The sequence below is a fragment of the Pseudaestuariivita sp. genome, assembly GCF_052825805.1.
Genome location: NZ_JBRBVB010000015.1, coordinates 86343 through 100347, shown reverse-complemented (window position 1 = coordinate 100347; position 14005 = coordinate 86343). Strand labels below are relative to the sequence as shown.

Sequence of the window (14005 nt, the reverse complement as noted above, 5' to 3'; positions counted from 1 at the left end):
TCATTCTTCACTAAAGTCTTCAAAATCAGCCATTTGGCTATCAACTGTAGCCTTGATGACCTGAATCCGTTTCGATGCCGACGCAACTATTTCCTGAAGCTCAGATTGGGTTCCGGGGTCAAAGCCATCTAAGGTTTCTAAAGCCAAACGAAGTTGGCCATTCGCTTCAACAACGTGTTTTGAGAACCGTAAGTCCTTTGGTGTTGCAGTGATCAACGCATCTTCAAGGTGGCTAGTTTGTTCAAGCACCTTGGTTCCGGACTTGGACTTCAGGACTTCCCGCACTCGACCCAGATCAGGGTTCTGGCTGCGCACCACAGGTTGGACTTCACGTTCTTTCGAGCCGTACAGCCAAGTCAGGACATAGCCCAGTTTTTCGTGGTATTCTGGAGTGACTGGGTTTTTTGAAGGGTCTTGATCCCTCTGCGGCCGAGGCATGCCGAGGTAGTCGGTGAACTCACTATACGACAAGCCCGTGTACAGGTGGGAAAAGCTGAAAGCTCGTTTGTACCGGTCGTCCATGTGGAAGACTTCGAGATCTTCTGCCTGCATCAATACATAGTAAGCCGTTACCATCCTGTGAATGGTTGCGTGTTTGTCACCCATTCGCGCCGCTATATCGACAAGCTTCAATGGCCTCTCTTCGTTGGCCTGAGAATCCAGCCACCTTGCCGCAAAAGTAGCTTTTGCAAAAGCGTCCCAAGCCTGCGGGCCGTTGATATGTTTGAACCCAATTAGTTCACGGGCGTCCTCTTCGTGCTCCACACGATAAACTAGGATGTTGTCCATGGTGGCCCGAACCTCGTCGTCGAATTCCGGTGCCGTTAGTTTTGCGTGCAGTGCCAACTCTTCATTTCGAAGAGCTTTGAGTGCGGCTAGCCTTCGATTTCCCTCAAGGACGACCAGTTTGCCGTCTCGAACAACAACCACAAGCGGTTCAATATTTATGTAACCGCTCGTGCCGATTGATTGAACCAATTCGGAAAGATCTGCAGTTCGGGCCAACTCAGCCACAATAGCAAGGTCAGTATCTTTGTCGGGGCGCTTGTCGGGTGTGAAGCGTGGATTTTTCGTGTCGAAATCTAAAAGTTCGACGTCAACCAGTTCTGTCTTTTTGACACCTACGATTTGATCCCAGTCCATAGAGCTTCCGTCCCTTATACCGGTTCGTTATGCCGAATCTCGGTGCGCGCACCAGCTTTAGTGAGCTTAAGGACGGGCGTCTAGCAGCGCGTGTCCGCGGGAACGGGCAAGAGCCATGCATCATGCAGCGAGATTGCCGCCGACGACCGCCGCTTAAGGGCAAACTACCTGACGGAGAAGGCGTTGCCGAAACCTGTGTCGTGCTGCCTCTTGTCGGGTCGTGGCGGAAGTCGGCTTCCCGCATGATACGCAGGTGGACCATGTCAGCTTCAGAGCCCGTTGCTGACATTGAGGCTAAGAGCCCACTTCGATCGATGCTGCAGAAAGCACAAACTTCCGCTTCGAGTGTTTCATATGGGGCTGGCCCCTCTGCTTGCCCCCGTTCCAAGTCGCAATAAAACGGCCGTGATAAGATAGGCAGCCTCTTCCGAGGGACTATTCTGGATGAGTGCACCATGTGCCACGACCTGAGGCGTCCCGCTATCGCTTGTGATCGCTCCGACAAAGAGATGCCTTCCCGCGCTCGGCGCCGTTAGTCCCCCCGTGACGTAAGCTTGCGCCATGCGAAGAGCTGGTTCGACTGACTGCCGTGTCAGCGACTGCTTTGAGGCTCGGTCAACAGCTCGGGCCTGAGGATAAGATCAGAAATTATTAGAACAATACTCCTACCACTTGTCGAAGTGGTAGACACTGTCCGGTCAATTCGGGGCAACGTCACTTTGCCGCGCTGGCGGTGTTGGACTGGTTCTAAGCTCATCTGTTCGCACGGAACGCCCGCAACCCGGAGGCTGTAAGCGCTGGCGTCAGGCGGACCGCAGGCTATCTTGCAGGTCCACAGCAGCCTGGCGGTACCAAGCGGTAGCGCGGCGCGGCACCACGTAGGCGCGGAAGCGGCGCGCACCGGTCAGGTTCTGCAACTCAGCATGGGCGTCGGGCGCTTGCATGGCGAAATCCACGGCGACCTCGTCGGCCAGTGGCGGCATGCGCCAGCGGTAGACCTCGGCCTCCGCCATGCGCGTGGCCTCGGGTTTGCCGCCCACGGGCACCAGAAAGGCCGGCGTCCGCCCGGGCATGTAGAGCACTGTCCAGGCGGTGACCCGGGCCAGCGTCTCTTCCCGCTGGGTCGGGGTCATCTCGTTGCCGCCGGGCGCCTGTGGAGATTGCCGCCCGCGCAACAGCCCCAACAGGATCGCGCATAGGATAATCAACGCTTCGTTGGTCAGCGCAAAGCCCACTGCGGGACCGGTAACGTCCAGGATGTCCTGGTCGGGCTCGTCCCAACCTAGGGCCAGCCAGCCCAGGATCTGCCAGGACTGGCGGAAGGATGACCGCACAGCCGTGTCCAACCCATCCTCCGTCGCTATCGGAGAGACGGTTGGCAACCCGGGTGGCGCGTCGATCATCGCCACGATGGCCCGCAGGTCGGTCACCACGGCACTGGACGGGCAGGTGAAAACCGCTCCGGTGCTGGGATCAGTGAATTCCCCTTCAAACTGCGCAACCAAGCCGTTGGCCCAGCCTCGCAAGTCGCGCGCCCGGCGGTCGCGAGTCAGGGCGTCTGCGTCGCGCAGCAAGGTGCGCAGCATCGCGTCGTCGGCCCCTGCGGGTACCACGGCCATGTCGAAAGCATCATCGGCCAGCGCCTGGGCAATATCGCGCCGGGTCGCGGCTTCCCCCTGAAGGCGATCGGCCAGGCGTGTGCGCGGGCCTGGCCCGGTCTGCACCGCAGGACCGTCGCAGGAATCGCCATTGTCGTATTCGGTCTGACGCCGTTCGATCATCGTCACGGACAGGTCGTCGAAGCCCGTACTGATCTGCGCATAACGATCCGCGAAGTCTCTCAACGGGCCGGTCACAGTGGTCGCGGACTGGGCAGTCCGCACGCGCGCGACCTCTTCGTCCAGACCCAACGTCCAAGTCCAGAAACCGGTGGCGAGCGTCGCCGACAGCAGCGTCATCGATAGCCCCAGCGACAGCCAGAGCATGCGCCGCAGGGTGCCCTCAATTCGGTCGCTGGCTTGCATCCAGAACCCACTCAGCAAGGCTTGGATCATGGAGGAAATGAGGAAGGCCACGGCATAGGCCACCCGAGGATCCTGATCCCATGCGGCGTTGAGGATGAACCCTAGCCCGAGCCCGGTACCGACGAAGCTCGCAAGGTTAGTCAGAACGAAGGCACCCCAAAGCGCTGGCTTGAAGAACGTCTTTGTCATGATCGGGCCCTTTCAATTGGCGTCACTAGAAGCGTTGAGACCGGCGCGGAAGCTGGTCAGGATCAGGCGTTCGACGTCCCGCGCGTGCGTGCCGTCGGCGGGCCGGTCGATATCGGGGCTGCCGATTACAACCATAGCGACTTGCGACACGCCTCCGCAGGTCGCGTGCACAATTGCCATCCGGTCGCGCACCCCAGTGGGAGTCGTCGCCTCGGACGTTCCGGTCTTGCCGAACAGGCTATGCGCGTCGCAGCCCATCTCGATCAGGGGCTCACGCAGGCGGTAGAGCGTCCCGCCTGACCGGTGGATCGCAGCGCCCAGCGCTTCGGCCAAGCGGACGCGCTCGTTGCCGCTGAAGCCAGTTTCCGGGGCGGGCAGCGACGGCAGGTCGACCGAGGCTGCGTGCAGCGACGGGCCGGGGACGGACCCGCTATCTTCGGCCGCGGCCACCAGGGTCGCGAAGGCGCGCATCGCGCCTTCAGGGCTCATGCCCAAGGCAGTTCCCGTGGCAAGCGCGCGGCGCAGCTGCGCCTCGGTGCCGTAGGATGGGACATGTCCGCCCAGCGCTTCAAGCCCCGCGACGACGGTGTCTGTCCCGGCCACTCGGATCGCTTCGGCGAAGGCGGTGTTGAGGCTGCGGCCCACAATCACCGGTAAGGTCACCATCGCGCCCGGGGCGTCGCATGCCATGCCACGCTGGCCCCGGTCGCGAATATTCGCCCAGTCTCGGCGGCAGATCAGATCAACGCCGCTATGGATAAGCGCGGGCAGGGCCAACGCTTTGGCAAGGCTCGCGATCGCACGTTTGGGCGTGCCGCGCACAGCGTCCCCTGGCGCCGCCCCAGCTGCGGCCACCAGCGGACCGTGCCACAACCCGTGACGCGAGGCAGAGAAGGCAGTGATCGGCATCGCATTCGCGTCGATGCGTGCGATCGCAGCCAGGACGTCCAACCTCTCTTCGCCCTCAATGCAGTTGGTCGCGCAGAGACCCGTGGCCAGGCGGGGGGCGATGTCACGCCGAAGCGCTCCGATTTCGGCTACTAGCAGATCTTGGCCGTCGCGCGACATCTGCGTGCGGATCGGGCCAGTCGCCGCGGACAGACCCGCGGCATCCGCCAGCACAATCCCGAGCCCGGGGGGCGATATCAGCGCCTGAGTGCCGACGGGAAGTTTGTAGGCGTCGATCTCGGCTAGCGCGACCGTCGCCTGGGCTGGGGTCAGGACGCCGTCATGCAGCCCAGCTTGGACGCAGCGATTGCGTGCCCTCTGTTTCACCCATTCTAGGCGATCTTCCGCTTGGATCTGGTGCGCTTGCGTCGCATCCGGGCCCGGCAGGATAATATGCTTCTTCGCAGCCGCGGCGAGCAAGCACAGGTGGCCATCGCCAAGATCTTCGAACCCGTCGACCCCGAATACGGCCTGCGGCAGGATACCCCCTGCCAGCGCGAGGCCGGCCCTTGGACCGGAGAACTCGATCGCGGCGGGCAGGCCGCGAGTGACGAAATCCCGGATCTGGGCATCCGACAGCGTGCCGGTGGCGAGAAGGGCAGCATCGCGCAGCGTGGCAAGCTTGTCGCCTACACCACGGCTTAGTGCCTGTTCATCGCCGGCGACTTCGTAGGCACTTACGAAGCCGCTGGAACCGCCGATGCGGTCGCCCGTGGCAGCGCCCTTCGCGGCGCGTGCAAGGCCTGTGAGGTTGATCCCCCCGAGCGTCCCGCCCCCCGTCGATGCCCCCTCGACCACGGCGATGATTCGCGCATAGCGATCCACCTGATCGGGCGGCAGAGCCGCAGTTACCAGGCTGGGCGTAAAGCGGTTTGCGGTTCGGTCACCGGGCGCGCCGCATCCAGCCTTCTTGGGGCCGTAGCCGAGCAGCGCGTCGTTCCTGTCGAGAACCGGCACAAAGGTCGCACAGTCGAGACTGTCGAGCCGTGTACGCGGCCCTTCGTCTGCGAGCGGAGCGCTGGTCACGATGGCCGCGAAGATACGCCCGGTCGTCCCCGGCGCAACGTAAGCGCCCGCCGCGAGAGCAGTTGAACCCACCATAAGAGACAGCGCCGCGACCCGAACAGGATTACGGGAAAGGCGCAGGATACCCCGCGCAGTCCCGTCCACTAGCCGCAATGGGCCGGTCAGCGCGGCGCGGACGCCACCCAGCCGGGGCATGGCAGGGCGCGTGAAAAGGCCGCGCCTCCTAGCGCGCCTGCTGCGCCGGGCTTCGCGGCGGATCCTTTTTTCCTCGTGGCGCAGAAACTGGGCGAAGATCTGGTAGATCCGTACGAGCTCCGTGTCGGGCCTATTTCGCGAGATCGCGTCCCGGAGTTCTGCTGCGACACGGGCTTGCGCGCGCAGGTTCTTGATCATGTCATCGTCCATCAAGGATCACCTCCGGGCATGGTTGGTGAGTTGCCGCTGACGGGGTGGTGGAGTTGCGCAATGCGCGACTTGCAGAGAGTGTTCGTTGCGCCACCTTCGGCTCCGGCAGAGCCCCGCAGGATCGCGACTGCGACAGCCTCGGTTGCCTGGGGTGCAACGAAGCTGCCAGTGACCTTTCCGGCGACAGGTAGAGCCGCGACCGCAAGAGCAGTAGCAACCGCCGCGGCGCGGGCGCCCCCCGAAGAGGCCAGCTTGCCAGCCCCAGCCCGGCCGCGATCTCGAAAGACAGGATCTTCCCTGCAATGTCTTTGCGATAAAACGCGCGATACACCTCGGCCGCGTCCCGGGCAGCCTCATCGCCGTGCCGGAAAGTGTCAGGGTTGATGTCCCTCGGCGGGCTCCACGCTTCCGCAGTGGTGAAGAAGGTCTTTTTCGGACTTGCCATGACTTCCCCCTCGTCATCGGGCACCGCCGGAGCGCGGCACCCTTACAAAGGAAACAGTCTTGGGGAGAATGACCTATAGGCCTCGGATATCGAACGGTTCTTCACGACAGCGAAAGGCTGTTGTGAACGTGAGGACCGAAGCCTAATGTTTTGCAAGAAAGGTGAACGACAGCGGAGCTAATGCGACGTACCGAGGTTGGAAGTCTCGTACAGCTAATGCTTAATAAATCGTTAAGATCAGATGAGTTACGTCGAAGTATTTTTGTACCATATCGCAGTTGTGAAAAACGTGCGAACCAAGATACCTACAAGGCTGGCGGCGAAGCTCCGTTGTTCACCGAGCCAGATCACAAACCTTCGCACGAATAAAAGGCCAGAAAGTAAACTCCGCGAGCAACTGAACTCTATGAAGTGTGAAGATTTCGTGGCAGTTATGGGCTACGAGGATCTGCTCGGTGAACCACTCCCACCTAATCCCCGCGAAGATGCGCGAATCGCCTGCCTTCTCGATGCCGCTGACCAGCAGTCCTACGCCCGCCAGATCCGTGCCATTGGCGTCGCGCTGAAACCCGAAATCGAGACGGAGGTCAACTGCTTTCTTGAGAAGATAGCTCGCGAAGAAAGAAGCGCCCAGGCACTGCGGCTTGTCCACCATAAAGATGAGCTCTCGCGCGAGGTTGTCCTTCACGAGACTGAGATGGCCAAGCTACGAGAGATCGTGGCCGCGCTCGCGCCCAAGCGCGGCCGCGCCCGCGGCGTCGTCGTGGAGTCGCGTGCCCATTTCGGAGGCCGCTTCCTTATTCATCATCTGCCCGCCGTCAAAGATTTCCAGGCGCTCTATCCCGGTGGCGTCTGGCACGTCAGGGCGGACCGTTTGTTGACCCTCGACGAGCCCGCTGACGCGCCACGCCTAGCCGATGAACTGGAGGGACTGCTCCGCGAAGTCCAAGATCCCATCTCCGGATCCGGGAGCTACAACCCCCGGGTACTTCTCAAAAGCTTGGCCAGCCAACGCCAACTGCTCGTCGTACACAATCTCTCGGCCCTTCCGCCCATCGAGGGAAGGCCACACTCGGCCTTCGCCGTGATCGAACGCCTCTCGAGCCTAATTTCCTCGGAATTGCCCAACACAAGTCCCGTCCCATTGCTAGTCAACGAATGGCCCCGGAGCATCCGCCTCGCGGCGGATCGATTCAATACCCTGAAGCTCGACCCCCGGATCACCTCAGGCGAAGCCCGAGACTACTTCGACAAGATGCTGAATCACTACCGGGGCGAACGCAGAATGGCTGGCGAAGGGCCACTCTGCGACGAATTGCTGTCGAACGACTGGCCGCGGAAAAAGCGCATCGACTGGCACTACCATGAGATCGGCAGGTTGCCGGATCCCGAGAATAGTGGCACGGGGGAGCGTGCCGTCACGCCTGCTTCAGTCCGCTTCAGGGCAATCTGCCTGTCAAATGCCCGCAACTTCAGCTGCCACGACGCCACACAGGGGTTTAATCGCATGGTGGGGCCTGGATTGCTCGGCAAAGTCCCGGAGGTCGAGACCATCAATGAAGACATCGTGGCTTTGCTGCAGTCCGGCACGCTAACTGAACCCGAGGTGGACGCGCTCCGCCTAATCTCAACTGGCGTATACTTTTTCTCCAAGGGAATGCTTGAGCGTCTTTGGGTTGCTCGCGGGGACGACAAACGGCTTCACGCTATTAAGATACACGGTTCGCTCGATTTCGTTTCCCACATGAGCGGGCGCGACGACGCATTCGTTATGTCACAAATAGTACGCGCAGCGATCCAAGACGAATGGATTCAGACGGATTCCCACACGCGTACGCAATGGCATGCTGCCATCGCTCACGATCTGGCCAAGGCATTTCACGACGATCAATCGCTTCGGTATGGGCCAGCTGATCCCCGCGACGAATTTCCAGTTCAACCGCCTTGGAATGATGGTCGCATACTCTTTGCTACAGAGGCGGTCCGGCACTACGTACGTGCTTTTCAATCCCACCCGGATGGTGAACCTGACCATGTCCACTCAGCCCACAAAATTTATAGGGAGTTAGGCGAGTCCTTCGATACGGACCGGTCTGACGATCCAAAGCCTCGGAGTCTGAAGACTTTGTCGCGCGCTACCGGGCAGTACCGCTTAAAGATCGAACTGCTTGGTCTACTATCGAAAAACGGCGACGCGATGAATCCTGAACCTGCGCTTGGGCTCAATCCGATCAACGTAGCGTATTATCACCTTGAGGTCGGTAAGACCTATGCCGTCCTCCTCAACCTTCAGAATTCGCAGAAAGCCTTTGAGCGCGGCCTTGAGATCGTCGGCGAAGACCAATGCCTGACTTGCGCTAGGGCTAGGCTCATGTTGTTCAGTCATCAAATCACGTCTTTTCTTGAGGCTGGTGCCTTCAAACAAGCGCTTGCAGTGCAATTGAGAATGCGCGGCGATATCGAGCGACTTAAAAATATGGGCGGTGATCCAAACGTGCTATCACGTGAGAGGGCGCGCCGAATAGCTCGCCTCGCAGCCATCCTTACTGCGAAGTCACGCAGTGCCCAGAGTATTGTGACTGGTAAGACGTTCCGCGCCTGGGCGATCCAGCTCTTTCGCGTGCTATGTGATGACGAGATGGTTCCGCGCTTGCAAGGCGAACGGGCGCTAGGCTTCCTCGATGCCCTTATCGAGCCGGCGGCGGCCGAGTTGGCCCGCAGTTCGACTATAGATATCATGGAGCAGACCGAAGCTTGGATCCTATGCGAGCAGCTCCAGTCCACCTCTTTAGATGTAGGAAATCAGTTCCAGAACTTGGCCTTCGAGACGCGGCGCGCCCGCATCGTGCGTCGCTCGGCCGTCAGCACCGGAGGGCCACAAGTGGCAGAGGCCATCCTCGACCGGGTCGGAATCGCGCTGGGACGGTTTGGAGGAAGCGAAAAGGAGTTCAAGGAATTTCAGATAGAGAGCGCAGCGACACTGATCTCCCTCGGTCGGCCACGATACGCCCTTGCAGCCTACGCTCTGCCGGCGCGCGACCAACTCGAAGGAACCTCTGCGGAGGCGCTTAAACGTCGGTTGCAAGCAGTGATTGACCGCGCCAGTTCCGAGCTCGATCGAAACTCTGGGGATGCGGCCCCGTTTGTTGGGGCCCCCAATTACCGGGAGCTCTACATAAAGACGACTAATGGGCAGGATCCATTCTATTCCCTACCTCTTCTACCCCCCGAGCGGATACTCGCGATGCGGTTGGCCGAGATCGTCGCCCACTCTGCAGAATCTAATCCGAGCCATGCGCTGGGGGAAGACTAAAGGTTTGGCGCCCGAATTAGGTGCAGCTGGGTATAGCCCAACGAAATGAGCGGAGGTTCAAAGCTTGAGACCGAAGGGCGGCTTCGTTCCACAGATCATGAGTTCGAACTACCTCGGGTTTTTGACTTGCAGCGAATGTCAGTATTGCGTGTGCTACCGCAGAAATAGCGGCCATTAGCGGAGGGCAGCTCTAAGCAATTCCTGCTTTGGGGGGCAGGACAGACAGTCGATGTTCTGCGGTTGATCTAATGGTGCCAGGGAGCCCGTGGGCTCACCTGTCCTTCATCAATGAGCTTGTTTTCCAAGTTCCCGTTCGACGATTAATCGGATGTGGCCCAAATGGGCGATGGCATCGGCTGGCGACAGGAATTGCTCGGCCATCACGGCAGCCTTCGGGTTTGCTTCGGTTTCAAGGCTGTCTCGGAACCCCGCTGCCAGTCGGTACCAACGGCTGGACGTCCTTGCGCGGGTGCCTTGCAGATCGATCTGCCAGATCGGGCTCGTGGTGATCCATCGCCTACCGAGGCGCGGATGGCCGGAGACCTGACCAACGAGGCGCAGCAGGCCCATTGGGTCGACCGCGATGGTGTAGTCCGACAGCTGCGGTGCGGAGGATGGATCGTCGGGGACCGGATCGATGAGCCAGCCGTGCATGCGGACGAGATGGTCGTAGCTTTGGAATAGGCGCGGGTCGAGCATCAAGGCGCCTCCAGGATAGGGCGATCTACCTCATCGCGTTTGAGGAGCCTTAGCAGTTCGTCACCGTCGAGTTCCCGGTGCTCGATAAGTGCGTCGGCAACGCGCTCGACGAGGTCTCGGTTGGCTTCAACAACGGAGATTGCGCATTCCTCGGCCTCCCGCAGACGCCGTTCGACACGGTCCCGCAGTTCGTCCGGCATCCGGTGGCGATCCCCGGGGGCCACTTGGCTGTAAAGTAGAGACGGGCCAAATCCGTACTTCTGCTCCAAGTCGATTGCGAGGTCGGTGGCGCCGCCGAGATCAGAGTGTTCGCTTCCGCCCGAACCCGTCGAGAACGTACCAAGGATAACCAGTTCTGCCGCGCGCCCGCCAAACCGCATGGCGAGTTCGCGATCAGCCATGTCCGGGGTCATGACCGGGGGGACTGGCGAGTCGTAGCCTCCGCCAATCGCGCCCACGAAGATCCGATGTCCGGGTTTGAGTCCGAGCATATGTGCCACAACGGCGTGACCAGCCTCGTGGATTGCCTTCCTTCGGATATGCTCGAGGTCGGGCTTTGACACGCGTTGATCGACAGCGGAGAGCACATGGCAGAGCGCGAGCGGTTCCCGCGCCCGCCGCGCTACACCTTTAGCATCGCGGGCGATGGCCGCGATGTCCGCCCCCGACAGGCCGACAAGCCGAGGAGCCAGGTCGCGAAGTGGGTGCTTGTCCGTTCCGAGATGTCCAGCCAGGATGGCTGAGATACCGTTCTTGTCCGGGAAGCCGATTGCAAACTTCCTGTCGAACCGACCTGCGCGGATAAGGGCGGGATCAATGACGCTGAGATGGTTGGTGGCGGCCACAACGATGACGCCTGGCGCATCATTTAGCTTGGTCAGCTGTTCCAGAAGTCCGTTGACCACCGAATGCATGTAAGTCGAGAAGTTTCTTTCGGCCCCCCGTCGTGTAACGAAGCTGTCGATCTCATCGATAAAGAAAACGGAAGGCGCGTTGGCGATGGCGCGGTTCACATTCGCGTTCATTACCCGGAGATAATCGCCCAGATGTCCGGCCTGCTGGGCCTCGGCGTAGGAGGTGGCTACGAAGGTCGCGCCCGCGCTCCCGGCGAGGGCTTCCGCGATCATAGTCTTGCCCGTGCCGGGCGGCCCATGGAGAAGAATACTGGCGGAGACGTCAGCCCAGTCAAGTTGGTCGGCCTGCCACTCCCGGACATCCTCGACGAGGTGCCTTAGCTCGCCAGTGACCTCGGGCAGCCCGCAGACGTCGTCCAGAGTGCGGCGCAGTGCAGGCAGCGCGGGGACGCGAGCGGCGGCGATGCGGTCCGCGACGTCCAGCGTCGTTGACCCGTGGAAAGCATGATTGACGACCGGCCATGGTAGCCCGCCAATCCCGCCGTTACCGGACAGTCGGGCCCGGATTTCCGCCTCCGCAACCTCGCCGGTCGCGCTGTGGGTCGCAGCAAGGAGAGCAATGACGGTATCGCTGTCGAGTTCCGGCCAAGTGACGTCATTGACCGTAAGCATGCGGCCGCCCTCGGAGAGGTCCGATGGATCCGTTGCAAGGGCGACGACGCCGAGGCCTTTCGCCAGCGCCTCGTCGAGGCCTTCCCGAAACTTCTCCCTCGGGTCGGTCTTGACGAACGCACTTGCTGACTCGACGCAAACGAGTGCGACATGGTCCGGATATTTTTCGCTCCCTGGCATGAGCGCTTCCCAGACAAACGGCAGCACGAAGCCCAATGGATCCTCCAGCCGCTCCCGCAGTGCGGAGTCCGCCACGCGGATGAGAGTAACGCCCGGTGGATAGGGACCGATGTCCGGGTCGCAGTCCGGGAACCAACGCGCGAGTTGGATGGCGCAGAGGAGGTCCGTCAGCGGTGGGTGCAACGCCTGGCGCACGGCGGTGCCGTCGATGGCCGTGGCGTAAGGATCGACGCCGGATTTGATCGTGTCTGCGATGTCCTCCGGCGTCATGTTGGACGCCGTCGGTACACCTCGTCCAGAGATCGCGACCAGGCGCGCGATGTCGGGAAGCCGTGCCGGGCGCGGCGCGTTGTCCGCGCCCCAGGATTTCGCAAGCGCGTCGCAGTGATCTTCGCGATGGCGATCCATGATCGCCTTAGTCAGGCGATGGGTGAGGGCCCGGGTCCGGGCATGCGAAGAGAACGTGCTGGCGCACGTGTTCAATGATGATGGAGACATGGAGACGGGTTCCGAGAGAAGGGTGGAGGTGATGGATTAGTCGGAATTGTCCGGGATCGTAGCGGGGGCCGGATGCCGCTCAGCGATATCGTCGAGGAGACGATGGATCGTCGGCAGAGCTTCAGGCCGGTATATTTCCGATTTGACGGCAATGGCGTCGCCGAAGAGGTGTTTCGGCACGACCCACTCCGGGTGCCGAGTCTTCAGGAAATCATGCGCGGTTTGTTCCTGCGTCCGGGCGAGGTACTTGGTCCGCATGGGGTGATACCGCAGAACCTCCGTGTGGACATCGGGCTCGATCTTCAAGTCGCGGCGAAGGCGATCAAGGTGCCGATGGCTGTGCCCGAGTTTGACAACGGGAAGTCCGGGCAGGTCGATCCGAAAGACGTAGATCCCGGATGATACCGGGCCTTTCTTAGGCCCGCATTCCGGACACGCGCATTGGCCGACGCGCATATTGCCGATGTGTGCTTCGTGTTCGACCCCGCACTCGTGGCGGTAGATTGCGTAGCCTTGCTGGCTCGGTGAAGTCTCTAGGAAACTCCAGCCGTGGGCTTCGGCTTCATTCGCATATCGACTATGTCGGCACTGGACGCAGTCGACGTCGACAAGCCCTTGTTCCACCTTGAGCATCTGGCCAAGTTGCAACCGCACTGTGTGGCCGCAGGAGAGCTGCCAGATACGGTAATGCCGATCTCCCTCGGGATCGTTTGAAATCATTCGGGCACCGATACGCTCGGCCGCAATTTTATAGGGTTTTTGGACGCAAGAACGGCATTCGATGCGGTTTCCGAGAACGACATTGGTCCGGCGGAGAAGAGGTTCGCCGCACGTCCGGCATCCCAGCACGAGTGTCTGCCTTTTCTCGCCGCCTAGGCCCAACACGACGAACCCCTTCTGATCCGCGGCCTCGCGACAGTTGTCTTGGATGTCGCCCAAAGTAAGCGGTGGATAGGTCCCTTTGATCTTGAAGGGATAAGTCATGGTAGTCTTTGGCATGCAGGGGCCTCACGTAGAAGGCAGTGATCGTCGTTCTGAGCCGGAACGACGGCACTTGTTCGAGGATGGGTTCGGGTTTGAGGTCAGCCGCCTCGCTAGGGCTCGGCCGACCTCATCGGATCGTTGACCGGCGTCAGGCTGCCTTGCGCACCGACATCAGCTCCAGGTTGGCGGCATGGACGTGCAGGAGGCACCCCGTTTGCTGTAGGATTTCCGCCAGCTCCAGGTCCTGCTTCCACACCGGCTTGGTGTCCTGCAACAGGGTCGCGGACCGCATGCGGATGTCGGACACTTCCGGCATAGCAGGGGGCAACATCGCCTGCAGATGATGTCCCGCCACGACGATCCGGTCATCAACATCCGTCATCAGCTCGAGGTCCTGCAAGGCCTCTGCACAGCTCGCCCAAGCACAGGCCGCCTCATGGGCAAGGTCTGCTCCCTCAGCATTGTCCTGGGACAACCGGCTCGCGTGCAGCTCCCAATCTGCCCGCAAGGCAACTTCGAACAGCCCGTTGGCCGTTTTAAGCGCGACGCGGTCCGACGCTTCGAGTTTTGCCGAACCGGACAAAGTGGTAGTGACTTTCTCAGCCATAGTGATCTCCTGATAGAT

8 protein-coding genes are annotated in these 14005 nt (G+C 60.9%); 1 reads left to right on the top strand and 7 read right to left on the bottom strand.

Annotated features, from left to right (window positions below; all coding sequences use genetic code 11):
* From ACU0B3_RS16520 to ACU0B3_RS16510, 3 genes are all read right to left on the bottom strand, one after another.
* Positions 1-1143, bottom strand: coding sequence for a hypothetical protein (locus ACU0B3_RS16520; protein WP_446261976.1), 1143 nt, complete (start codon positions 1141-1143; stop codon positions 1-3).
* 803 nt (positions 1144-1946) lie between these two features.
* Positions 1947-3356 (bottom strand): hypothetical protein, encoded by a 1410-nt coding sequence (locus ACU0B3_RS16515; RefSeq protein ID WP_446261975.1) that lies wholly within the window; start codon positions 3354-3356, stop codon positions 1947-1949.
* A gap of 12 nt (positions 3357-3368) precedes the next feature.
* Positions 3369-5735 (bottom strand): hypothetical protein, encoded by a 2367-nt coding sequence (locus ACU0B3_RS16510; protein WP_446261974.1) that lies wholly within the window; start codon positions 5733-5735, stop codon positions 3369-3371.
* A 686-nt stretch (positions 5736-6421) separates the two neighbouring features.
* On the opposite strand from ACU0B3_RS16510, the gene ACU0B3_RS16505 reads away from it, so the two are divergent.
* Positions 6422-9493 carry a hypothetical protein gene (locus ACU0B3_RS16505; protein WP_446261973.1) on the top strand — a complete coding sequence of 1024 codons (3072 nt, stop codon included), beginning with the start codon at positions 6422-6424 and terminating at the stop codon, positions 9491-9493.
* A gap of 285 nt (positions 9494-9778) precedes the next feature.
* Here ACU0B3_RS16505 and ACU0B3_RS16500 read toward each other — a convergent pair whose 3' ends face one another.
* From ACU0B3_RS16500 to ACU0B3_RS16485, 4 genes are all read right to left on the bottom strand, one after another.
* A complete protein-coding gene (locus ACU0B3_RS16500; RefSeq protein WP_446261972.1) occupies positions 9779-10192 on the bottom strand; it encodes a DUF6634 family protein in 414 nt (137 codons plus the stop codon).
* A complete protein-coding gene (locus tag ACU0B3_RS16495; protein WP_446261971.1) occupies positions 10192-12306 on the bottom strand; it encodes an AAA family ATPase in 2115 nt (704 codons plus the stop codon). Before ACU0B3_RS16495 ends, ACU0B3_RS16500 begins: the two co-directional genes overlap by 1 nt.
* A 126-nt stretch (positions 12307-12432) precedes the next feature.
* Complete coding sequence (locus ACU0B3_RS16490; protein WP_446261970.1) at positions 12433-13395, bottom strand: hypothetical protein; 963 nt, start codon at positions 13393-13395, stop codon at positions 12433-12435.
* A gap of 133 nt (positions 13396-13528) precedes the next feature.
* A complete protein-coding gene (locus tag ACU0B3_RS16485) occupies positions 13529-13987 on the bottom strand; it encodes a hypothetical protein (RefSeq protein ID WP_446261969.1) in 459 nt (152 codons plus the stop codon).
* Positions 13988-14005 lie beyond the last annotated feature (18 nt).